Here is a 22,962-nt window from a genome sequence, read left to right as displayed (position 1 = left end):
GAGTTGGTTATGAACGAACAATATGAATTCTGCATGGTATTGAGCACCGCAGGTACAGAAAAGAATCGCGACGAAATTATCAAAGGCTTGTTAGAAGGCCAACTAGCCGCTTGTATACAAACGATGGCGATTGAAAGTCATTATGTTTGGAAAGGTGAAGTGTGTAGCGATAATGAATGGTTACTGCTCGTTAAGACACGTAAAGATCTCTATGCCTTAGTTGAAGACAAAATTAAGGACCTACACGAATATGAAGTCGCTCAAATCGTACAGGTCCCGATTGTAGAAGGTTTTAATCCCTATCTAGAGTGGCTTCGCCAATCGACGTTGAGTTGTCAGTAGAAGTAGCGACAATATTGCACCCATAGTGTCACACAGCATGTCTTTCTGGGCATCCCAAATATCACCTTGGGAACCTAGGAAGGCTATCCCTTCATCACCACCCGCTAACACGGCATACCACCATTCAATAATTTCATAGCCAGCTGCCAGTGACATGATAGCAAACAATGCAAACCAGCTAGCTAGCTTCACACTCACTTTCTTCTTGTTAATTAGGTACTCGGCAATTGGATATGCGTACAGGCCAATCGAAAAGTGAGCAACACGGTCGAAGTTATTACGCTCAGAGCCAATCAAATTATTAAACCAATCGAAGGGCACTTGTGCGAAGGTATATTTAGCGCCAATCGTGTGAAGACAAAGCCAAATAAACATCAGTACATAAGCCGTGTTACTGAACTGGTAGCGGAGAGAAAGCGCCCAAATGGCAATAAGAATACCGATGGCTGGGATGATTTCCGCAAACCAAACCGCACGTGAACTCGGCTCTAGCGCAGAAAATAAAAAAACGATCGCATAGAAAATTGTTAAACCCAATAGGGTAGAAGTACTTTTCATACAGAAATTGATCCTTCAATTGAATATGCCTTCTATGATTACACTTAATTGTACAGTGTGCAATTAATTATTTTTGCAGTGTGATGATTACTATTTATGTTGATAAATTGCCAAACTGCTCAACAATAAAACGTTTGCGCGGAAACATTTCATTAAAGTTTGATTTACAACATGGCCATCCATAGAATTCTGCGTTCAGTCTAATAAAAAAGAAGTAAAGTCATGAAACTGGAAACTGTCGATTATCTTGCTGACGATGCTGCTCAACAGTTCGTTACGTCATTGCGAGAAACGGGCTTTGGTGTACTTAAGAATCATCCAATTCCTCAAGAGCTTGTCGAATCTATTTACAAAAATTGGTACGAGTTTTTCTGCTCAGAACAGAAAAACGACTTCCACTTCAATGTTGAAACACAAGACGGTTATTTTCCGCCATCAGTTTCTGAAGTAGCGAAAGGTCATTCAGTCAAAGACATCAAAGAGTACTTTCACGTTTATCCTTGGGGTCAGATGCCTGAGCAACTAAAAGAAGAGATCTTAGAGTACTATGAGCGTGCCAATGCGTTTGCTCAAGAACTGCTTGGCTGGGTAGAGGAATACGCACCAAAAGAGGTGCAAGAGAAGTTCTCTATTGCACTGTCTGAAATGATCAACAACAGCGACAAGACGCTTCTACGCGTGTTGCATTACCCACCAATGACAGGTAATGAAGAGCCAGGTGCTATCCGTGCAGCAGCGCACGAAGATATTAACTTATTAACGGTTTTGCCAGCTGCAAATGAGCCGGGTCTGCAGGTAATGAGTAAAGAAGGTGATTGGTTAGATGTGCCATGTGACTTCGGAAATCTGATCATTAACATCGGTGACATGCTGCAAGAAGCATCGGGGGGTTACTTTCCATCTACGACGCATCGCGTGATCAACCCAACCGGTGGTCGCCAAGAGAACTCTCGTATTTCTCTGCCATTGTTCCTACACCCAAAACCAGATACGGTTTTGTCTGAGCGTTATACGGCGCACAGTTACCTGATGGAGCGTTTAAGAGAGTTAGGCGTCATTTAATGTTCTAACGAGATCTTACTTCAAAAGGCTGATAGTTTATGACTGTCAGCCTTTTTGTATTTATGGTACAAAGTGACTAGCCTTATATAACAGATAGTTAAATCAGATGAGCTCACATGGATCAACAATTTGACGTTTGCCAGAATAACCAACAATACATGGAAAACCCCTTGTTGTGGCCCATTCTAGAAATCCTCCGAAAGCAACCTCAAAGCTGGAAGGTGCATACACTAGCACAGGAACTTAGTGAGCACGGTTATATACCTCAGTTGGATTCATCTCCAGATAAAGATCTCTTTAAACGAAACTTCTTGCTAATGAACGCGCTTTATCAGTTGCAAGAAACTCTGTATCCCGATGGTTGGCTTCAAGTTGAAGCAATGAACATTGTACTTATGTCAGCAATCGAAGCATCTCGTCACAGCGTGGATATCAATGATCCATTAAGAGAATATTACCTTGATTGGAAGAACTATGAAGCGGATGATGGTGAGGTTCGAAGACTATTAAACGATTTTTGGCATCGATATCAGCGCTATATTGGTGGAAGCGTATCGACAGACTTAGACCGTTGCAAAGCGTTAAATCTATTTGAATTAGATACAGATGCGACTAGAGCTGAAATCCGAAAACAGTGGCGAAAACTGGCATTGCGTTGGCATCCAGACCGAGAAAACGGTGATGCTAATAGGTTTAGGGTTTTATGTGAAGCATGGAATGTACTTCGCAATGGTTAATACCTATAAGCATTACAACGTAACGTATTAAGGTTTGATTATATAGCCAGAAATGAAAAAGGCAGCGTTTATCGCTGCCTTTGATTATCTATTTCGCTCAGTATTAACGAGAAGGTTTGAACTGAGACTTACGCATGCGGTTTAGTGCCGCCATCACATCGAGGGTACGTGGCTTAGCTAGATCGCCTTGTTTTGGTAGCGTCGCGTACCACTCACCAGAAAGCATTTCTTCGATTTCTTTTGCTGGGTGGTTACACCAACCTGGTAGTTGTGCGATTTGGAACCATAGCCAACCAATTGTATTCACTTCGTCAGCCGACTCAAGTTGCTCAAGAGCACTTAGGTCGGTGAACTCTTTACCAAAACGAAGAGAGTCTTTACCTTTTGCACTCACACGGAACTTACCGTCGGTCAAAATGTTCATCAGTGCTACGCGGTTTAACGCACGAGGACGGAACGTTTGCAAACTCTCTTCAGATTCGTTATGACGCTGAGTAGGGTGCTGTGCAATCACTTGCTTTGCTTTTTCCGTCACATCAACGGCTTGGTAATCATGCATTTGGATGACAGTATCAGCAACGTCTAGATAGTCACCAGAACCGCCCATGACGATGATAGTTGATATTTCAAGCTCATCACGCAGCTGGCCGATTCGATCAACAAGCGGTGTAATAGGTTCATCGCCTTTAGCGACCAACGCCTGCATACGCTCATCACGAATCATAAAGTTGGTTGCTGAGGTGTCTTCATCGATAAGCAGTGAGCTTGCGCCAGCTTCAATAGATTCTTGCAGCCAAGCAGCCTGAGACGTTGAGCCTGAAGCGTCTTGTGTTGAGAAATCTGCCGTATCTTTCCCCATTGGCAAATGGTTGATGTAGTTTGACAGATTCAAATGATGGACACAGCGACCATCTTCAGCGCGGATCTTCATCGCATTAGCGTCAGTCACTATGTACTCACGGCCATCACCGGGAATATGATCATAGATAGAACGCTCAATCGCATTTAAAAGTGTTGATTTACCATGGAAGCCACCACCGACAATCAGAGTAATTCCTTTAGGAATACCCAAGCCAGTCACATAGCCTTTATTTGGCGCATGTAGTGTTACTTGTAATGACTCTGGAGCTTTGAACTCAACCGCATCTTTCATTGGTAAATCACAGTTACCAGCAATACGTGGAAGCACACTGCCGTTCGCAACAAAAGCGACAAGGTTATTTACTTCCAATTGCTCGCGTAGAGCAGCCTGGTCTTCTACTACTTTACAGTGTTCGATCAAAGCGTCTTTGTTGAGTTCACGTTCAAGTGTCGCACGACGTACAAACTTCGGTAAGTAGAAGGTAAGAATGTTGTTAGCTTTTTTGCCCAGAACAGAACGACCTTCAGCAGGAAGGTTTACTCTAAAACGAAGCTCGATGTCTTCGTCTGTAAACAATACAGCTGTGTTATCAAGAACAGTCTGACCATTGAGCGCAATAGAAACGGCATTTTCTTGCTTTGCGAACTCATCAAAGCTGCGAGCAATAAAGTCGCGAGCAGCGCGTTGGAATGCAGGTGACTCATCTTTTAGCCATTCAAGGCCGGTTAAGGACCACGCACGAGTAGCACGCAGGCGAGAAGCAGATGCGTACGGATCACCTTGTACGTAATCAATGTACAAGTCGAAATCACCGAAGTCGTATTGACCTTTGATTTGTTGGTATGCGCGGTAGTTCTGCTTTTCGATTTTCTTAAGCGTGGCAGTCAACTGATCCATAAAGATAATGGCCTTTTTATTGGAAGCGGGCGGCGATTATAGAAACCACTGCTATCAGAGTAAAGAAAATGCTTAGGAAGAATAGTGGTATTGACCACCTAACAGGTTTTGATTAAACAAACTTTGTTCGAATTCATTGCAAGGCATGGGTTTGCCATATAGAAAACCTTGTCCAATATCGCATCCTTCTCCAATTAAAAACTCTTCTTGCTGCGAGGATTCAATTCCTTCGATCACAACTTGAAGGTCGAGTTTTTTTGCAATGTGTATAATTGAGCAGATGATGGCTTTGTCGTCATCAGACTTTTCCATTTGTTGAACAAAGCTCTTATCGATTTTAATCGCATCAAAAGGGTATTTCTTCAAATAACTAAACGAGGCGTAACCAGTACCAAAGTCATCTAGTGACAATGTCACGCCAAGTTTGTGTAGCTTATTCAACGTGTTACGAGCGACTACTTCATCGGCAATGAGTGCACTTTCGGTGACTTCCAGTTCGAGGAAGTGCGCAGGCAAATGAAAGGTTTCAAGTAGGTGCTCTATCTGTTCTGCAAAATTAATATTCTGTAGCTGAATAGGGGAAACATTGACGGCAATCTTAAAGTTGTCCACCAGCTCAGACCATTGTTTCGCTTTATCGATTGCAGTGCGAAGGACAAATGCCCCCACTTCAAAAATCAATCCATTTTGTTCGGCCATATGAATCAGAGCTTCGTTTGAAACATCACCCAGTACAGGGTGGCGCCAACGCAACAACGCTTCAGCACCAATCCACTTGTGTGTATGAGGTAAAACTTTCGGTTGGAAGTACAGCATTAGATCGTCATTACGGACTGCTTGCAGTAAGTAGCTCTCCAGTTGGTTATGGTTAACGAGTGCTTGCGTGTGGCTCTCACAGAAATAACTGTATGACTCACCAGATTCCTTGCATAACAGCATCGCGTAACAGGCATTCTGTAATAACTGTTTTGCGTGACTGTTTTGGCTGGCTTGAACGATGCCAATATAAGAATGTAGGTGTACTTCGCTGCCATTGATATAGAAGTTACCGACACTGACGTGAGTGATGTCTTCTATTAGGTGCTGAACTTTGGAACCAATATCGTCACCTGTTACCACAATCACTAAGTCGTTAGAGCTAGGGCGGCCTGTTATAAAGTAACTTGATTCACTGTGGCCCAGACGGAAGCGGAACTCTTTAAGTACCTCGTCAAACGCCTCAAAACCATACTTTGTTTGGATACTGCGAGCATTACTAAAACCGATGTTAAGTACGGCTAAAGATTGTGTGTCGTGATCCATTGAGTTGAGTGAGTCATCGAGGAATGTCTCAAGGGCTCCGCGATTCAAAAAACCGGTACCTTGATCGTGGTTTTGTTGGTAATCCACTTGTTTTTCAGCCGCTTTGCGTCGGTCGATTTCTTTCGACAATGAATAACTCAGTTGAGCAAGATCCGTTGTACGGTTTTCTACCCGATGTTTAAGTTCATTGTTCAATCGCAACAATTTGTGCTGTTGAAAAACAATCGCGAGTTGCGCTTCGATAGATTCTTTAAAAGTACTCAATAACTCACGATAAGTATCACTGTATTGGTTTTCTTGGGTGTCGAGCATACAAATGGTACCGAAGGTTTCACCATTTGGCCAATAGAGTGGTAGGCCGCAGTAGGAAATCATTCCGAGCTTGATATCGGGGTTGTTTTTCCATTGCTCATCGAGCAGTGCGTTAGGTACGTTAAGTTCACACTTGGTTTCGATGACATGTTCACAGTACAACCCGTGACCAAGATCTTCTCTATCTCCTACATGGTAGGGGTTGCCCTCGGTTTCGCTTGAGGTGTTTACTTCAATATGCGTTGGGTGCACACGCATTATTAGCGTCGTTGGTACATCAGCAATGCGTGCTAGCAAGTTTGCAATGTTTTGCCAACTCTTGCGCATTGAATCTGGGATTTCATAATCTAATGTTTGAAATGTACCCATAAAGGCCATCCTTTCCCTTAAGTTCACTTCCTGTGAATTAATGCGTTTTGTTGTTTTTATTGTTCTAGTTTTTTACCACTTGTGTAATTTAAGTATAGGGGTGACAGTTTCTGAAACAAAAAAAAGTCCTGAAAACGTTTCAGGACTTTGAAATACTTAGCACTATCTCAGTAGTGAGACTACATAAGTTAAGGTTTTAGTGCCTTCAAAGCCTTAATCGAGATACTTTGAGCGTAGTCTACATCTTCGAAGTTAAAGCCATTTAGTTTCATAAACTCGTCTTTAAAGCCAGCATAGTCACCCAGTTGTTTGAAATTGTCGGCATTCATTTGGCTTAGAAGTTCACTCACTTCTTTCTGGACTTGAGGATCCAACTCTAGATCATCGATACGAATCAAACGCTCACCGTCGAGCGGCACTTTGTCTTGGTCGTATAGTTTGGTCGTAAACAAGCGCTGCATTTGCTCTATGCAACGTTCGTGGGTGCCTTTTTCTTTCATCACGCGGTATAGAGCAAGTAGATAAGGGCTAAGGGCGGGAATAAACACACTTGCTTTGGTTACAAGTGCTTTACATACCGTCGCGTACGCACCACCTCCAAAGTTAGCCATCTTAATATTTAGGGAGTGACTGGTTTGGTGCAAGTCGATTTTTGCACGACCTAATGTTCCATCAAGGTAGATAGGGTGGGTTACGTCAGGCCCCATGTAAGAAAACGCGATAGTTTTACAGCCTTCTGCCACCGACTCGGAGTTGATTAGTGCATCGATCCAGCTTTCCCAATCTTCACCGCCCATAACTTTTATCGTGGCTTCAGCCTCTTCTTCTGTTGCCGGAGCGAGCGTTGATTCAACCCATTGGTCGTTCTCAAGCATGATAGATGCGCCAGTAACAGATTCGCCGATTGGTTTAATGACACTGCGCCAGAACTCTTCAGATTCTGGTTTAGGGCGAATACCAGTCGCCAAGCTATAAATGACTAAATCTACTTCACCCTCAAAGTAGGTTTCAATCGCTTCAATTACTTGGTTACGAATGGTCTCAGAAAATGCGTCGCCGACGATGTTTATCGCCGTACGTCCATGATGAATGGCTTCTTCTTTAAAATAGATATTATTATACCAACCAGCACTACCTACGCCTTTATCAGAGGGGCCTCGTTCGAACGAAACTCCGATAGTGTCGGCTTCTGCACCGCCAAAGGTAAGGGCGATGCGAGCGGCTAAACCAAAACCAGAAGAAGCACCAATAATCAAAACACGTTTGGGGCCTTTTTTGATTTGCGGTGCTTGTTTTACGTAATCAATTTGCTCTTTGATGGAAGCTCGGCACCCATACGGATGCGCCGAGCGAGCGACAACACCTTGAATTTGAGGTTCTATTTGCATTGTTATTATCTGACCTTGGTGAATAAGATTCAGATCAGAGTAACGTAAAGTTAGGTAAAACTTATTGAGCTAGACCAGTAAAATCAGAGATGTTTAACCAATTCTTGGGCAACGAAGTCCGCAATAAACGGTTGGGCCTCTGGTTTTGGGTGTAAGCCGTCATCCATCATCCATTCGGGCTTAACGATGATCTGTTCTAAGAAGAACGGCATCAAAGTGACTTGTTGATGCTCAGCTAATTTTGGATAAATGTCGTAGAACATATCACTATAGCGTTTGCCATAGTTAGGCGGAACGCGGATTTGCATCATGATCACATTCGCACCAGAATCTTTGATCATGGTAATCATTTTCGATAAGTTTGACGTAATAAGTTTGGGTGGAAAACCACGAAGGCCATCGTTGGCACCAAGCCCAATGAGGACTAAATCAGGTGAGTGCAGCTCAAGGAGTGCCGGTAAGCGAGCTAGACCATTACCTGTAGTGTCACCTGAGATACTGCCATTTACAACTTTTACATCCTGACCGTGTTCTGATAAGGCGTCAGGAAGTAAGCTGGGCCAGCTTTTCTCAATGGGCATTTGATAGCCTGCACTAAGGCTGTCACCTAAAACAAGCAGCTTTTCGCTCGCCTGTGCGCTAGCGGAAAGGCAAAAAAAGAGAACTAAGGAAAGTATACGAATCATGCAAACACCTGTACTTAAAACACCTATTGTTCAAGCTAATTTAGTTTCTAAACAAGTCTCTACTAATCAAGAACATTTAACAATCCTAAAAAATGTAAATGTTGACATTAGAAAGGGCGAAAAAATTGCCATAGTTGGAACCTCTGGTGCGGGCAAGTCGACATTGATGACATTACTTGCCGGATTAGATACGCCAACATCTGGTGAAATCACCTTATTGGGACATGAGCTTTCAAAACTAGACGACGAGGCGCGAGCAAAAATACGCGCTGACTCATTGGGTTTCGTTTTTCAAAGCTTCCTTCTTATCCCAAGTTTAACTGCTTTGAGAAATGTGACGTTACCTTGTCTTCTACGTGGTGAAGCAGAGGATGATACAAGAGCAAAGGAACTGTTGACTGCCGTAGGGCTTGAAAAGCGGCTGAGTCACTTACCAAGCCAGTTATCAGGTGGAGAGCAACAACGCGTTGCTTTGGCGCGCGCTTTCATGACTCAGCCGGAGCTTTTATTCGCAGATGAGCCAACAGGCAACTTAGACCATCAAACCGCCGAAAAAGTCATTGAGCTTCTGTTTGATTTGAACGAACAACATGGCACAACTTTAATACTCGTGACCCACGATAGCCATTTAGCCAGTCGTTGTGACCGTGTATATCGAATGGAAGCGGGTGAGCTACAGGAGGAGGTGATATGTCCGTAATCTCTTCCAGTGACCAAAATGCAACGCAACAGAGTAAGCACATCAAAAGGTCACCAAATAAGAGTTTAGTGCGTTGGAGTTTTAGTGAAATCCGACAGGGTAACTTATGGCCGATAAGTGTGGCTCTGATTTTGGTGATTGCGAGTATTTTTGCACTGTCTGCATTAGCTGAGCGAATGGAGCAGGTGATTGTTAAGCAGGGAAAGGATGCTTTAACGGCAGACGCGGTGTTTGTTTCTGCTAATCCAATCCCTGACGGGCTACTGGCTGCTACTAGTGAGATGCAACGTTCTTCCATGACACGATTTGCAACCATGGCATTTAGCGATACCGGTATGCAGCTTATTTCCGTTAGGGCAGTCGATGAGTATTACCCACTGATGGGAGATTTAGTCTTAGACAATAATTCGTCCGGTCACGTGAAACAGAATCAATTATGGCTTGATGAACGCATCATGGCACAACTGGATGTAAATTCTGGTGACGTTGTCACGATTGGTGATGCTAACTTTACGGTTTCAGGGGCAGTTTTGATGGAGCCAGGGTTAAGCTTCAATCCGTTCCAGCAAATGCCTTCTGCATATATTCACCAAAGTGACGTTGAAAAAACTGGTGCGATTCAATTGGGGAGTCGGGTTCAATATCGTCTGTTTTTGAAAGGAGACGATGCGACGTTGAATCAGTTGCAAAATAGTACTGAACTGTCACCTAGTGACCGCTGGCGCACGCAAGATACTGCAAGTCGAAGAAATGAAGTATTCGAACGTACTACACAGTACCTGTCGCTTACGGTTGCCATCGTGATGATTATGGCAGCAACCACCTTGGTTCTAACGTGTCAGAGTTATGTGAATAGCCGCACCCAAACCATTGCGATGCTCAAGAGTTTAGGTGCGAGTCGTCGCTGGATTGAGAAGTGGTTATTAATTCAAGTTGTGATCTTACTGATTAGCGCCAGCCTTGCCGGATTACTGTTGGGTAGTGGGTTGGAATACTTGTTAAGGGTACCACTAAAAGACCTGCTACCTAACCCACTACCAAGTTACGGCGTCACTCCTTTTTTTATTTCTGTTGTTGCTGCTGTTCTTATTACGGTTCCTGCTTTGGGTATTCCTTTGCTTGGGTTGATTAAAACGCCGGCATTAGAAGTCCTTCAGCAAGGTTCTGGTAAGCGCTCGTGGAAACGTATGTGGCTTGTACTAGTGCCTGTTGTGCCTCTGTTGGTGCTTTATGCGAATAACACATTAGTTTGGATTGTGCTTGCAGGTATCGCAGCATTGTTTGTTGTCCTTGCTGCGATAAGTGTCTCGCTTACCAAGTTGTTCGCTCGTGCCTCAACTCGACCTGCGATGACACTCGCACTGAGTAGAATTAACCGTACGCCAGTGACGAGTGGTTTGCAGTTTGGTGCCTTGTCGCTTTCTCTAATGTTGCTTTCAATTATCTGGCTAGTTCGTAGTGACATTCTTACCGATTGGGCGAGGACACTACCTGCGGATGCTCCCAACGTTTTTGCTTTGAACATTGCCGACTATGAGTTAGGTAGCTATCTGGAAACATTAGATAAAAACAAAGTGACACGGTCACAGGCTTTCCCAATCATTCGGGGGAGATTGGCGGAAATTAACGGCATCAATGTTAAAGAAATAAAATCAGAAGGCCAGGGCTCTGATGCCGTGAGTCGAGAACTTAATCTCACATGGGGGGATAAAATCCCAGAGTACAATGAGTTGCTCTCAGGTAAGTGGTTAAACAAGGGCAGTGTTTCTGTAGAAGCGCAGGTTGCAGATGAACTAGGAATTAAACTAGGCGATAAATTACGCTTTGTTATCAACAGTCAAAACTTTGATGCCACTGTAGACAGCATACGTCATGTTGAATGGCGAGATATGAAACCAAACTTTTATTTCATCTTCTCCGCAGATGTCATGGCCAATTTGCCAGGGTCATACCTTATCAGTTATCGAATTAACGAAGAAAACGAAGCACTATTAACTTCGATGTCACGCGCGCATCCGACTGTGTCGGTACTCGACATTCGTACCATGGGAGATAAGATCCAAGAACTTATACAACAGATTGTATCAGCAATTACGATACTTGCGTTGCTTGGTGTCGTTGCGGGGCTTTTATTGATATTCACATTGCTTCGATTAAGTTTATCTCAGCGTCAGCAAGAGATTCGACTCTATCGTACATTAGGTTCAAGCAAAACACGCATCAATACAACGCTGTGGGCTGAATACGGAATTATGGCAATAGTGGCAAGCGGAGTTGCAGTATTTGCAGCAGAGGCATGTGTTGCTGCCGTTATGAACTATGGCTTTGAACTAAATGCACAGTTGCATCCCGAATTGTGGATAGCTTTGCCTTTCTTGACCTTTGCTGTGCTAGCACTGGTTGTTATGAGTCTTTTGAGAAGATTGTTAACACCTGTAAACACTTAATTAATAGTTATTTATCCTTATCTGAAGGACTTCATTACAGTTCCATTTTAGTTATCCACAAAAACAGTGGATAACTTTTTGGATAACTGAAGCGATAGAAATATGGGGTATTTCCGCAGGCTTTATGCCATGGGTGTTAGCGGAAAAATATTATTCACACAGGTTCAAAAACACGTATTCTCAACAACCTCGTCAAGCATTTTTTTTGAATTTTTTTGCTTTCAAAAGTAACTTTTGATGGAAACACTTAACAAATGCAAACCCATGAAGTTTTTGTGATTTTAATCGTCTACAAACCCGAGTAGAATCCACCTTAAGTAAAGATTTCTCCTTATAAAATTTTCAGTGAAGCAATGACGTCTGAGTTTTCAAACCATAAAGATAAACATATCGCTATCGTTGGTGGAGGAGTTGCAGGCTCAACTGCTGCAATTCATTTCGCCGAGTTAGGTTTTAAAGTGTCTGTAATCGAGAAAGGGGTCTCTTTGGTTAACGGTCCGCCAATTTGTCATTTGCATGCTGGTGGTAACCTTTACCGAGAAATTTCTGAAGAGCAGTGTTTAGATCTTCTTACTCAATCCATCGATACGATTCGTTTGTACCCTCATACACTGAACGCCCGTCCAACTATTATTGCTGTTCCCCATACCGACGGTGGTGATCCAGAAGCCTTGCTGTCACGCTTAGAAACCATCAAACAAGCATATCAAACTCTAGTCGCGCAAGATGAGCGTAATCAAGTGTTAGGGAAGCCTGATGAGTACTACAAGTTGTACTCAAAAGAAGCACTATTAGATCTCGCAAAGCAAATCCAACCTGAACACCCGCAGACTATTAACGACTGGTGTATTCCATTTGCTCAGCATGCAGATCTTGACGCGCTAAAATATCCTGTTGTAGCTGTTCAAGAATATGGATGGAGTGTTTTTCGTCTAGCCGCAGTAGCGAATATGACCCTAGCTCACCTTCCAAACGTGGATGTGATTACACAAGCTGAGCTAGTGCAGTCTAATTGGAATGGCTCTGATTGGTCTTTAACTTACATCAACGGTGACTCAGAGCAGTGTTTGAGTTGTGATTTCCTAGTGAATGCATGCGGTTTTGAAACAGGAATATTAGACGATGTTATTGGTGCTAAACGTGAACGTCTTGTAGAGTTTAAGGCGGCCTACGTCACTCGTTGGAGTGAATGCTCTCAGCAATGGCCAGAAGTAATCTTCCATGGCCCTCGTGGTACCGATAAAGGCATGGCTCAACTAACGCCTTATGGTGATGGCTATTTCCAATTACATGGTATGACTAAAGGCATCACATTATTTGAAGACGGTTTAGTAGAAAGTTCAAATGGGTCATCTCAGCCAGAATTACCGACCCGCTTACTATCTAAAATTCGAAATGGTTGGCGACAAGAGATCTTGGATGAACGAACCGATAATGCGATAAAACACATGGCGCAGTTTATTCCGGACTATTACGTAGCGGTAAGAGGGGGGAAGGCATTATTTGGTGCACAGCAAATCCCTGGGACAGACCCGGTGTTACGAGCGGCTGACGTCACGTTTGAAGATAAAAACTATGCTCGTATAGAAGTCGTTAAGGCGTCATCGACATTACTTGCAGCACAAAAAATGGCACAACACTGGTTTGGTATCGCTCCTAATACCAATGTAGAACAGGAACACCCTATTACGGTTCACTGGAGTGAAGAAGAGATAGAACAGTTTGCCATTAAACTGACTCAAGAGCGGGGTTACCCAAAAGCATTGGCAGAGCGCTACGGGATGTAACGCTCGTTCTGTGCATTCATCTAACTGCTATTAATGGGTTCAGTAGCCGAAAAACTGAGCCCATTGGCACCAAACATCCTGTAGACCCTCTCTACCACCTTGAATAAAGCTCACAGATTGCCCTGGCTTAGCTTGGGCGAGACGCGGTAAATCAATTCTAGCAACACAGCCAAACTTTGGATAACCCCCAATTGTCTGGTGATCATTTAGCAAAATAATTGGGTTGCCATCGTTAGGTACTTGAATTGAACCGAGTGCAATGCCTTCTGATAAAATGCCATCATAGGGCGGTTTGATAGTTTGACCTTCTAGCCGATATCCCATGCGATTGGAGTTTGGTGAAATTTCAAACTGTCCAGAGTAGAAATCATTGATGGCTTCTTGAGAAAAATCATTATGTTGGTAGCCCTCAATTACTCGAAGCGTGATAGGGAGGTTATAATCCGGTTTGAAGCGAAAGGTCATTTGCCTGGATTTTCGAGTAGGGAGGGGATGTGGCTTGAATCCTATGATATCACCAGCTTTTAACGCATCACCATTTCGTGCGATCCCGCCTAAAGACTCTCTTACCACTGTGGAAGTACTTCCTAAGTGTTTCTCGACTTCAAATCCGCCTTTAACTGCTAGATAGGACCGAAGGCCGTTACGTGGCATACCGAACTTAAGTGTTTGCCCTTTTCTTAATGAAAAATCTGACCAATTGGAAATTGGCTCCCCATTTATGGAAGCGTTCAAATCACCACCACAAATCGCAAGATGGCAGTCTTCAATCGCTTTAAAGCTGGCATTACCCAAGGTGATTTCAATGGTTGAGCAATTAACAGGGTTCTCTAAGAGATGATTCGCCCAACTGTAAGCGTAGTCATCAACAGGACCACCTTGTGTGATACCAAGGTGTGCTAGCCCAAAACGACCAAAATCTTGAATCAATGAGAGCGAGCCAGGTTTTTCAACTATCAAGCCAGTAAAACTCATAATTTGCCCCCTAAGTTGATGTACTCTTGTTTTGTTATCGAACCAAAAGTGACCTTGTCACCAACTTCAAAAGGAATAAAAGGAGGCGTATCAGTGAACAATGAGATAGGTGTTCGGCCAATGATATTCCAGCCTCCCGGACTGTCTGATGGGTAAACGGCCGTTTTACTATCTGCTATAGCAACACTGCCTGCTGGGACATAGGTGCGAGGCGTTTTGTGTCTTGGCATTCGTAGCGCGCTTGGGACATCTGAAAGAAACGCAAAACCAGGAGAAAACCCAATTGCTGATACGGTATAAACAACTTGGGTATGCAATTCGATCATTTGCTGTAACGATAAGCCAATTTCTCGAAAACGATCTAAATCAAGGGCGGTCTCTCGTGAATAATAAACCGGAATTGAGATGTAGTTAGGCTGCTTATTGTCCATGGATCTAACATCAAAGCGAGTAACGAGTTGGTTTAGCTCTTGCAGAATCGCGGACTCGTGAATTCTAAAGGGCAGGTAATCAATCAAAATGGTTCGGTATGAAGGAACAACATTCATGACAATAAGACTAAGTTTATCGGCAATCTGATGCGCTAATTCGCCAATGTGCTCAACGGTAACCGTTTTATGAAAACGAATTAAAATGCTGCATTCAGAGATGGGAGAGATCGAGAACTGCCCTTGATTCATTAATTTCCTCCGGTGTAGAGAGTTTGACGAATCTTTTGAATTAGTGCGATCGATTCATCATTGTCTCCATGGACACAGATTGTGTCAGCTTCCAATAGAATGTATTGACCCGATGCAGTTTTAACTCGTCGAGACTCAGCAAGCATTTTAACTTGCTCTAATATGGCGTGTTCACTGTTTAAAACTGCATTAGGTAGCGTTCGTGGTGTGAGCATTCCATCATCTTGATAGAGACGATCTGCAAACGCTTCAAATAACAGAGGTACGTCGAAGTCATCCGCTATTTCTAGATACTTTTCGTTTTCTTGCGACGCAAGGATCATTAACGGAACTTTAAATAGCGCAGCAGCTTTAACGACCGCGAGAAACACACCGTCTTTTTCCATCATGTCATTATAAAGTGCACCATGAGGTTTGATATAGCCAATGTCGGTATATTGAGCCTTACAAAGTGCCTGAAGCGCCCCAACTTGGTAGATGACCATGTTAGTAATTTCTTCGTCAGTCATGCGTAAACTTCGCCTTCCGAACCCTTGTAAATCTGGGTAACTCGGATGCGCTCCTATTTCTACATCATGCTGATTGGCTAACTGAATGGTGTCATGCATAACACTCGGATCTGAAGCATGAAATCCGCATGCAATATTCGCCATATCAACAAAAGGCATCACCTGTTCATCGGCGCCCATTTTCCACGCGCCGAAGCTTTCACCCATGTCACAATTCAAAGTTAGGTCTGTTTTATTCAAAGTACGGCTCTTCTAACTATCTGATTATATAAAAGTGCATCAAAACTCTCCCCGCTTCAGTGACGGGAATCATCATTCGTGCGTTTGGTTATAACGAAAGAGCAATATTAGCATTCGCGTTATTTGAGATGACGCGAATTCTCAATAAATTAATAACTTAATACTATGTCTTTTTGCTCAAGAAGGTTTATTAATTGATACTGAATACTAACCTTTTCTTCTTAGATGTGAGATTATGTGCATAGCTACATTAATCAGACTATGCACATAAATTGTGTCAGGAATTATTATGTCTGTTCGTACCAAATTACTTTGGCCCATTTTGCTTCTTGTTTTGTTCGCTTTCATTACAATGAAGGGGAACCACTCATACAAGATCTATCAAGTAGAAAAATCTCAATTAATTGAAAGCACACAAGTGTTAATCAAAGGCATATCACATAGCTTGGAAGCTCCTATACGTAGTAGAGATCTAGATAGTACTCTGTCTCTAATGAGTGCGTTCTTCGCTGAGCCTTCGATCATTCGAGTGAAGATACTCGATTCTGAAAGATCGTTATTTGCAATGCTTGAGTCTGATACGGGCGTGGCACGTGTGCCAAATGACAAAGAAAAGCAAGAGATCACTTCTTTAGGTTATGCCTTCTCGCCTCAGTTCGTGTATGTAATGGAGCCTATTCTCGTTAATGGTGAAGTTATCGCATTTGTTCGTGTGACATTATCATCTGAAAGCTTGAAACAGATTAAAGAATCACTCTTTAAAGATGCCTTACTATTTGTGTTACTCACTTTTATAACTAGTGTTTTACTCGTGTATCTAGTGAACAAGCTAGTTGTATCGCCGATCAACGCATTGAATAATGCGATGAACGATTTCGCTGAAGGACGTGATTCAGAACCATTTATTATTCCATTCGAATCTAGTGATGAGATTGGTGATTTAATCAATAGCTTTAAAACCATGACAGCCCGTTTTCGACAACGAGAGAGTCAGGCACAATTCACTCTGCAAAAATTAGAGAAGGATAGAGCCTTTTTAGAGTCAATCATCAATGGTGTACAATATTCGCTAATCGTGACTGATACAGAAGGGCATATACACTATCAGAACCAACAGTCTCAGAAAGCATTTGGGGCAACATCGCTAAATACCCCTCCTAGTAACATCCTCGACCTCGTACGTACCCGCGAACCACAGATTTTGGATAAGATAGTTAAGCTTTCACTAGAACGTAGTCAGATTCACCTAAGTCAAATGGGTAAGGAGACACGGCAGTTTAGTTTAACAAGCCTGCGACTAACTGGTGTGGATAAGATGTTATTCACAGTCGAGGATATTACTAGAGTTGAGGAAGCGCTGAGTAAGCAGCGCATCGCGACAAGGGTATTCGAAAATAGTGACGACGGGTTATTGGTCCTCAATCAAGATGGCATTATTACGATGGTCAACTCAGCGGTCACATCGCTATTCGGCAGCACATCTGAAAAACTGACAGGAATGCCATTCTTCAATGTTCTAAAACTACGAGAATTACAAATTCGCATCCCAAATATCATAGAAAACATTGAGCACTACGGGCAATGGCAAGGGGAGGTTGTTGAGCAGAATCATCTCGGCAAGCTTATTCCATTATTTGTGAAGGTAAATCGTATATTCAAGGAAGGTAGAACGGATCAATACGACATTGTTATTTTATTGACTGATCTATCAGGTTCCAAGGAAATGGAACGATTAGAATATTTGGCACACCATGATCCTCTTACAGGGCTTGCCAATCGAGCGAAGTTTCATAAAGAACTCGAGTCATTACTCATACAATCTGGATACCTAAGGGATGAGTTTGCAGTTCTCTATTTGGATTTGGACGGCTTTAAAGCCGTTAATGATACATATGGTCATGATGCCGGTGACGAAGTCTTACAAGCCATTTCACGGCGATTGAGTGGATTAACAAGACACAATGATATGGTGGCTCGTTTATCTGGAGACGAATTTGTCTTTTTAATGAATCCTACTAACCAAACTGAAGTCACTAGGTTTGTTGAAAAAATCATTAAAAGTGTTAGCCAGCCAATTGAGTACAAAGATGTTCAACTCACTGTTGGTGTGAGTATTGGTGTCAAGCTTGTCGGACAAAACGAAAAAGACGCCCCAAGAGTGTTAAAAAATGCTGATAATGCGATGTACGAAGCAAAGCGAGCAGGTAAAGGGCAAGCTGTACTGATTGGAACTGAGTTAGAAGCAACTGTTTAAAAAGTCAAAAGAAATAGATAGACTAGCGGGACTCGCGTCAGAAGGAACAAAAAATGAAAGTACTTGTTACGGGTGGTATGGGCTACATTGGCAGCCACACTTGTATTCAAATGATCGAAGCTGGTATGACGCCAGTTATTCTCGATAACCTATACAACAGCAAACCAACCGTGCTTGAACGCATTGAAAAGGTTTGTGGTGTAAAACCTGAATTTATTGAAGCGGATATTCGTGATAAGGAAGCGCTTGTTGATGCAATGAATGCACACAGCATTGAAGCCGTTATCCATTTCGCAGGTCTTAAAGCAGTGGGCGAGTCGGTAGAGAAGCCTCTAGAGTACTACGATAATAACGTTAACGGCACGCTGGTGCTTGTTGATGCGATGCGTGAAGCCGGTGTTAAATCCATTGTATTTAGCTCATCAGCCACGGTATATGGTGATCCTGCTACTGTGCCAATCACTGAAGACTTTCCAACCAGTGCTACCAACCCTTATGGTCGCAGCAAATTGATGGTTGAAGAATGTTTGTCAGATTTCCAAAAGGCGAACCCAGATTGGAGCATTACGCTTTTACGCTACTTCAACCCTGTAGGCTCTCACCCAACAGGTGAACTTGGTGAAGACCCTCAAGGTATTCCAAATAACTTGATGCCATTCGTTTCCCAAGTAGCTGTAGGCCGTCGCGAATTCCTATCGGTGTTCGGTAGCGATTACCCGACAAAAGACGGTACTGGAGTTCGTGACTACATTCACGTAATGGACCTATCTGATGGTCACGTTGCTGCGCTTGAAAAAGTAGGGAGCAAAGCTGGCCTTCATATTTACAACCTTGGCACTGGTAATGGCTATAGTGTTCTTGAAATGGTTAAAGCATTCGAAAAGGCTTCAGGAAAAGAAGTGCCGTTTAAGTTAGTTGATCGTCGTCCAGGTGATATTGCTGAATGTTGGGCAGATCCTTCAAAAGCTGCTAATGAACTTGATTGGAAAGCTGAGCGTACGTTAGAAGAGATGACAAGTGATACTTGGCGCTGGCAATCAAATAACCCACAAGGTTACCCAGACGCTTAAAAATTCAAGTTTTACACTTTAATAACAAAAAGGCGCTATCCTGCGCCTTTTTTGATCTAAATCGGAAAAATTCGTAAATTACTGGTTAAAAGGTAGCTTACAAAAATAGAACTGCTAAACTATTCACGACTCTTAATTTGAGTCGTAAATTTTCTTAAGACTATCGGGGTAGTTCATGGAACTTGGTCTAATCATCGCTTTTATCGTGGCAGCAGCAGTCATGGTGAAAAAAGAGATGGCAAAGCAGTAAGTTTTCATTTTTCATTCTTTTCTTAACATTTTTGAAATGAAAACGAGTAAGAAAGTCAGCACTATGCTGACTTTTTTGTTTTTGTAGCGCAAAACATTCGTGAATCATTTGTTTTCATCAGCCTTCTCCTGAATTAGTTAGATTCTTCAGAAAGCGCTTTAACAAAAAAGCACCTGATAGAACAGGTGCTTCTTAATACTCAAATTTATTTGTTAGAACTGGTAATCAATAGATACTGCCCAATTACGACCTGGCAGGCTATGGAAGTCTTTGTTGTCCGTACTTTCTAGGCCTCGCACATCTTGGTAAGTCCAATACTTTTTGTCAAATGCGTTGAACAAGCCAGCAGTCAACGTTAAGTCTTTGATCGGCATGTAGTAAGCGGTAAGATCCATTACACCGTAACCTGATGAATTGATTTGCTCTTCGTCAGACCAATCATCTTTCTTAGCAGCAATTTTAAGAGACGCTAAACCGCCAAAATGGTACTCAACGTTGTCGTAGCCCAATCCAATCACTGATGACAGTGGAGCTACGCTATCTAGCGCTTTACCTGTAGACTTATCTTTACCATCTAGGTAAGTAACAGAGACTTTGGTATACATACCTTTAGGTGCTTCGAAGGCTTCATCTAACAGTAGGGTTGAGCTAAATTCGACACCTGAAATATCTACTTCGTCACGGTTTACAATAGTAAAACGATCTTTGTTTGGATCTATGCTTGGCAGCTCTTCTGAGTCAATAAAATCTTTGTAGTGGGTGATAAAGCCCGTTAGTTCAAATTGCGCAAAGTTATTTTGACCACGGAAACCAATCTCGTAAGAAAGACTTTTCTCTGCTTCTAAATCTGGGTTAGGAACAAACTCAGCACCTGTGTCGTACTCGTAGTAAAGTTGCTCAATGGTTGGCGCTTTGAAACCTTGACTGATTTGAGCAAATGAGCTCAGTTTGTCATTGAGATGGTAAACGGCACCTAGCTTACCCGTTAGTGCATTATTACTATTTTTGCTGCGTTCAGTTGTAAATGCAGCGTCAGACGAAGGATCCGCTTCAAATGAATCGTAACGAAGACCTGCATTTAATACCAATGTATCGTTTAGTAAGAATGCATTATTTTGAAGGAAGACTCCCCATTCAGTAACGGTTGCGTCTGGGATTGTCGTAGAGCCAGGTTTGCTATTCCCATTTCCGTGGAAAATATCGATATTCGTTAAGCTAAAGTCAGTCACAACCGAATTTAGACCGTAAGTCAATTCGTGAATTACACTGTCGGTGGTAATGACTTTGTCAAACTGAGCATCAAACTGGATTGATTTGTCTTCCGCTTGGCGTAAGCGAGTGCGATCGCCATTGTATCCGATGTACCCCATGTGGTCTGTTACGTTAGAGAAGTTCGAGTTTTCGCTATCTGTGATCTGATAGTTGAGATCTAACTTCATAGAATCAAAAGCCAGGTTTGCTTTAGTGAGCTCGTAGTTGACACCATAACGTGTTCGTGTCATTTCATCGCTACTTTTTGCGTTAGCATAAGTAACACCAGGCATTGGCCCGAAATTTAGAGTGTAGTTACCACGATGATTGTTTTCATCATAGTTGTAATTGTAACGCTCAAATACAAAACCAAGCTTATTAGCTTCGTTAATATGGTAATAAGCTTTCGCGAGAATATTACTTAGGTCTTTGTCGGCAGGGTTTTCAAGACCACGAGCTGAACCATCAATGTCGGTACCATCACCGTAGGTTTCAATCTCACTACCGGCAGAGTAGGTTCCCATCAGCAGGGTTTCTAGCTTGCCACGGCGCATTGCCCAAGTTAACGTGTTTTTGAACTGCTCATCAGCCGAGAAGTAGCTCGATTTTATACCGAAGCGTGTTTCATCACCGTCGGTTTTTAGTACGTCTGAAGGATCTTTGGTTTTAAGTACAACAACGCCACCCATTGCGTCAGAACCATATAAAGTAGAGGATGGGCCTTTGTTAATCTCAATACTAGTCAGTGTATCGAGTTCAATTGCATTAGGATAAATTGCTTGAACCGCGCCACCGCCTGGGTTGAAAGGCGTCGCTTGCTGCACACCATCAATAACTACTTTAACTCGGTCGCCTTCCATGCCGCGAATATTAAAGCCAGAAATACCAAAACGCCCAGATGTTGTTGCTTCTACGCCCGGTGTATATTGAACTGCATCATAAAGGTTTTTTGATAGTGTACGATCAATATCTTTAGATGATACAGTCTCTACTGAGGCCGATACATCATTGACGTTTTGCTCGGTACGAGTTGCAGAAACGACAACTTCATTAAAGGTTGAGTGTTCCTCTGCGTATGCACCTTGAGATAGGGCGGCTAAAATAGAGGCTGACAAAATTGTTTTTTTATACATTGGTTTGAATACCTTAATCCAAAATAGGCAATAACAACGTGCGGCATTTTAGTTTATACGAATAGTAATTACTATCATTTCGATTGTCGCTTGCTGTGTGTGTTCTTAATGGATATTTGCACCATATCCTGACTAGTTTTTAATTATCAGGTGGTTACACTGTTTAAGACCATTTATTGGTGTGACTTTTCAAATATCATCAATGTGATGTTATTCACAAAAACAGGGAGCAATCGTGCAGAGCCCAATCACTTTAGAAGCACTTCACATCCTAGATGCTATTGATAGGAGAGGGAGTTTTGCTGCTGCTGCGAATGAACTAGATCGCGCACCATCTTCACTCAGCTATCAAATTCAAAAACTTGAACAAGACCTCGACATCATTATTTTCGATCGTTCGGGTCATAAAGCGCATTTCACAGACGCTGGTAAACTGATTTTAGAAAGGGGAAGAGCGATTCTTCAAGCAAGCGAGAAACTTGTAAATGATGCGACTTTACTTGCAAATGGTTGGGAGCTTGATATTACCGTTGCTTTTGATGGAATCATTCCGATTTCAAACTTTTTTTCTATGGTGGATGCGTTAGCGAACGTCAGTAGCACAAGAGTACGTTTACAAGAAGAAATTCTTGCTGGAAGTTGGGAGTCCTTGAATACCGGAAGAGCTGACTTGTTGATTTGTCCGGCTCTAGATACGTTACCTCAAGATGTGAAAGCAGAGAAAATCGGTAAAATGAGCATGATCTGGGTGGCTGCAGCCGATCACTATGTTCATAAACGCAGTGGTGATTTTAATGATAGCGCTCGAGAAAAATACCGCGTAATTGCCATCGCTGACACGGCGAGAGAGCAGCCAGCCATGTCAATCAATGTCATGCAAAAGCAACCGAGACTCACAGTGACCAATTTCCCTGCCAAAGTTGAGGCGCTAACTTCTGGGTTAGGTATCGGCACTTTACCGAATCAAATCGCAAAACCTTTGATTGAAAGCGGTGCACTAAAGCGCATCGAAGGTACGGAAGAACAGCCAATTGATATTATCTTAGCGTGGCGCAGGAATACGATGGGCGAAGCCAAATCTTGGTGTGTGCAGTACTTGAAGAAAAACTGGAAACTAAAGTGACAAGGTCACTTTGAGTCTTGATTTAAAG

General features: G+C 42.7%; 18 protein-coding genes. 9 read left to right on the top strand and 9 right to left on the bottom strand.

What is annotated here, in order from left to right:
* Positions 1–9: 9 nt before the first annotated feature.
* Positions 10–342: a divalent-cation tolerance protein CutA gene (gene cutA, locus ACTS60_RS10895; protein ID WP_440888242.1), complete on the top strand. Its 333-nt coding sequence runs from the start codon at positions 10–12 to the stop codon at positions 340–342.
* Here cutA and ACTS60_RS10890 read toward each other — a convergent pair.
* Positions 304–900 (bottom strand): DUF2238 domain-containing protein, encoded by a 597-nt coding sequence (locus tag ACTS60_RS10890; protein ID WP_440888241.1) that lies wholly within the window; start codon positions 898–900, stop codon positions 304–306. The genes cutA and ACTS60_RS10890 overlap by 39 nt on opposite strands.
* 222 nt (positions 901–1,122) lie before the next feature.
* Between ACTS60_RS10890 and ACTS60_RS10885 the strand changes: the two genes are divergently transcribed.
* Both ACTS60_RS10885 and ACTS60_RS10880 read left to right on the top strand, forming a co-directional pair.
* The gene (locus tag ACTS60_RS10885; protein ID WP_440888240.1) at positions 1,123–1,962 is read left to right on the top strand and encodes an isopenicillin N synthase family dioxygenase; all 840 of its coding nucleotides are present in this window, start codon (positions 1,123–1,125) and stop codon (positions 1,960–1,962) included.
* Between the two features lie 116 nt (positions 1,963–2,078).
* A complete protein-coding gene (locus tag ACTS60_RS10880) occupies positions 2,079–2,699 on the top strand; it encodes a DNA-J related domain-containing protein (protein WP_440888239.1) in 621 nt (206 codons plus the stop codon).
* Positions 2,700–2,802: 103 nt separating this feature from the next.
* Here ACTS60_RS10880 and ACTS60_RS10875 read toward each other — a convergent pair whose 3' ends face one another.
* The 4 genes from ACTS60_RS10875 to tesA form a co-directional block, all read right to left on the bottom strand.
* Positions 2,803–4,458 carry a P-loop domain-containing protein gene (locus ACTS60_RS10875; protein ID WP_440888238.1) on the bottom strand — a complete coding sequence of 552 codons (1,656 nt, stop codon included), beginning with the start codon at positions 4,456–4,458 and terminating at the stop codon, positions 2,803–2,805.
* 72 nt (positions 4,459–4,530) lie between these two features.
* A complete protein-coding gene (locus tag ACTS60_RS10870) occupies positions 4,531–6,441 on the bottom strand; it encodes a bifunctional diguanylate cyclase/phosphodiesterase (protein ID WP_440888237.1) in 1,911 nt (636 codons plus the stop codon).
* Between the two features lie 188 nt (positions 6,442–6,629).
* Positions 6,630–7,829, bottom strand: coding sequence for an enoyl-ACP reductase FabV (gene fabV, locus ACTS60_RS10865; protein WP_440888236.1), 1,200 nt, complete (start codon positions 7,827–7,829; stop codon positions 6,630–6,632).
* Between the two features lie 83 nt (positions 7,830–7,912).
* Positions 7,913–8,515, bottom strand: a complete 603-nt coding sequence (gene tesA, locus ACTS60_RS10860) for a multifunctional acyl-CoA thioesterase I/protease I/lysophospholipase L1 (protein WP_440888235.1) — start codon at positions 8,513–8,515, stop codon at positions 7,913–7,915.
* Between tesA and ACTS60_RS10855 the strand changes: the two genes are divergently transcribed.
* The 3 genes from ACTS60_RS10855 to ACTS60_RS10845 all read left to right on the top strand — a co-directional run bounded on the left by ACTS60_RS10855 (position 8,514) and on the right by ACTS60_RS10845 (position 13,449).
* Positions 8,514–9,215, top strand: coding sequence for an ABC transporter ATP-binding protein (locus ACTS60_RS10855; RefSeq protein WP_440888234.1), 702 nt, complete (start codon positions 8,514–8,516; stop codon positions 9,213–9,215). The genes tesA and ACTS60_RS10855 overlap by 2 nt on opposite strands.
* Positions 9,206–11,662 (top strand): ABC transporter permease, encoded by a 2,457-nt coding sequence (locus ACTS60_RS10850; protein ID WP_440888233.1) that lies wholly within the window; start codon positions 9,206–9,208, stop codon positions 11,660–11,662. The genes ACTS60_RS10855 and ACTS60_RS10850 overlap by 10 nt, the downstream gene beginning before the upstream one ends.
* Positions 11,663–12,015: 353 nt before the next feature.
* Positions 12,016–13,449: an FAD-dependent oxidoreductase gene (locus ACTS60_RS10845; protein ID WP_440888232.1), complete on the top strand. Its 1,434-nt coding sequence runs from the start codon at positions 12,016–12,018 to the stop codon at positions 13,447–13,449.
* A gap of 39 nt (positions 13,450–13,488) precedes the next feature.
* Here the strand turns inward: ACTS60_RS10845 and ACTS60_RS10840 are convergent, their stop codons facing one another.
* From ACTS60_RS10840 to ACTS60_RS10830, 3 genes are read right to left on the bottom strand one after another with little or no spacing between them, the layout of a single operon-like run.
* Entirely contained in the window at positions 13,489–14,424 is a 936-nt protein-coding gene (locus ACTS60_RS10840) for a biotin-dependent carboxyltransferase family protein (protein ID WP_440888231.1), read from the bottom strand.
* Positions 14,421–15,104 carry a 5-oxoprolinase subunit B family protein gene (locus ACTS60_RS10835; RefSeq protein ID WP_440888230.1) on the bottom strand — a complete coding sequence of 228 codons (684 nt, stop codon included), beginning with the start codon at positions 15,102–15,104 and terminating at the stop codon, positions 14,421–14,423. The genes ACTS60_RS10840 and ACTS60_RS10835 overlap by 4 nt, the downstream gene beginning before the upstream one ends.
* Entirely contained in the window at positions 15,104–15,853 is a 750-nt protein-coding gene (locus ACTS60_RS10830; protein ID WP_440888229.1) for a 5-oxoprolinase subunit PxpA, read from the bottom strand. Before ACTS60_RS10830 ends, ACTS60_RS10835 begins: the two co-directional genes overlap by 1 nt.
* 289 nt (positions 15,854–16,142) lie before the next feature.
* On the opposite strand from ACTS60_RS10830, the gene ACTS60_RS10825 reads away from it, so the two are divergent.
* Entirely contained in the window at positions 16,143–18,107 is a 1,965-nt protein-coding gene (locus ACTS60_RS10825) for a diguanylate cyclase domain-containing protein (protein ID WP_440888228.1), read from the top strand.
* A 53-nt stretch (positions 18,108–18,160) separates the two neighbouring features.
* Entirely contained in the window at positions 18,161–19,177 is a 1,017-nt protein-coding gene (gene galE / locus ACTS60_RS10820) for a UDP-glucose 4-epimerase GalE (protein ID WP_440888227.1), read from the top strand.
* A gap of 462 nt (positions 19,178–19,639) precedes the next feature.
* On the opposite strand, the gene ACTS60_RS10815 is transcribed toward galE, so the two are convergent.
* Positions 19,640–21,811: a TonB-dependent hemoglobin/transferrin/lactoferrin family receptor gene (locus ACTS60_RS10815; protein WP_440888226.1), complete on the bottom strand. Its 2,172-nt coding sequence runs from the start codon at positions 21,809–21,811 to the stop codon at positions 19,640–19,642.
* A gap of 235 nt (positions 21,812–22,046) precedes the next feature.
* On the opposite strand from ACTS60_RS10815, the gene ACTS60_RS10810 reads away from it, so the two are divergent.
* Positions 22,047–22,934, top strand: coding sequence for a LysR family transcriptional regulator (locus ACTS60_RS10810; RefSeq protein WP_440888225.1), 888 nt, complete (start codon positions 22,047–22,049; stop codon positions 22,932–22,934).
* Positions 22,935–22,962: the final 28 nt, after the last annotated feature.

The sequence above is a fragment of the Vibrio sp. WZ-1 genome, from assembly GCF_052037695.1.
In the GTDB taxonomy this organism is placed as follows: domain Bacteria; phylum Pseudomonadota; class Gammaproteobacteria; order Enterobacterales; family Vibrionaceae; genus Vibrio.
The sequence above is the reverse complement of the archived record's forward strand: the minus strand, read 5'-3'. Positions and strand labels throughout refer to the sequence as shown.

Excerpts from the sequence above, each read along its gene's own strand:
- cutA (WP_440888242.1), top strand. The coding sequence starts at position 10 with ATGAACGAACAATATGAATTCTGCATGGTATTGAGCACCGCAGGTACA.
- ACTS60_RS10890 (WP_440888241.1), bottom strand. The coding sequence starts at position 900 with ATGAAAAGTACTTCTACCCTATTGGGTTTAACAATTTTCTATGCGATC.
- ACTS60_RS10885 (WP_440888240.1), top strand. The coding sequence starts at position 1,123 with ATGAAACTGGAAACTGTCGATTATCTTGCTGACGATGCTGCTCAACAG.
- ACTS60_RS10880 (WP_440888239.1), top strand. The coding sequence starts at position 2,079 with ATGGATCAACAATTTGACGTTTGCCAGAATAACCAACAATACATGGAA.
- ACTS60_RS10875 (WP_440888238.1), bottom strand. The coding sequence starts at position 4,458 with ATGGATCAGTTGACTGCCACGCTTAAGAAAATCGAAAAGCAGAACTAC.
- ACTS60_RS10870 (WP_440888237.1), bottom strand. The coding sequence starts at position 6,441 with ATGGGTACATTTCAAACATTAGATTATGAAATCCCAGATTCAATGCGC.
- fabV (WP_440888236.1), bottom strand. The coding sequence starts at position 7,829 with ATGCAAATAGAACCTCAAATTCAAGGTGTTGTCGCTCGCTCGGCGCAT.
- ACTS60_RS10855 (WP_440888234.1), top strand. The coding sequence starts at position 8,514 with ATGCAAACACCTGTACTTAAAACACCTATTGTTCAAGCTAATTTAGTT.
- tesA (WP_440888235.1), bottom strand. The coding sequence starts at position 8,515 with ATGATTCGTATACTTTCCTTAGTTCTCTTTTTTTGCCTTTCCGCTAGC.
- ACTS60_RS10850 (WP_440888233.1), top strand. The coding sequence starts at position 9,206 with ATGTCCGTAATCTCTTCCAGTGACCAAAATGCAACGCAACAGAGTAAG.
- ACTS60_RS10845 (WP_440888232.1), top strand. The coding sequence starts at position 12,016 with ATGACGTCTGAGTTTTCAAACCATAAAGATAAACATATCGCTATCGTT.
- ACTS60_RS10840 (WP_440888231.1), bottom strand. The coding sequence starts at position 14,424 with ATGAGTTTTACTGGCTTGATAGTTGAAAAACCTGGCTCGCTCTCATTG.
- ACTS60_RS10835 (WP_440888230.1), bottom strand. The coding sequence starts at position 15,104 with ATGAATCAAGGGCAGTTCTCGATCTCTCCCATCTCTGAATGCAGCATT.
- ACTS60_RS10825 (WP_440888228.1), top strand. The coding sequence starts at position 16,143 with ATGTCTGTTCGTACCAAATTACTTTGGCCCATTTTGCTTCTTGTTTTG.
- galE (WP_440888227.1), top strand. The coding sequence starts at position 18,161 with ATGAAAGTACTTGTTACGGGTGGTATGGGCTACATTGGCAGCCACACT.
- ACTS60_RS10815 (WP_440888226.1), bottom strand. The coding sequence starts at position 21,811 with ATGTATAAAAAAACAATTTTGTCAGCCTCTATTTTAGCCGCCCTATCT.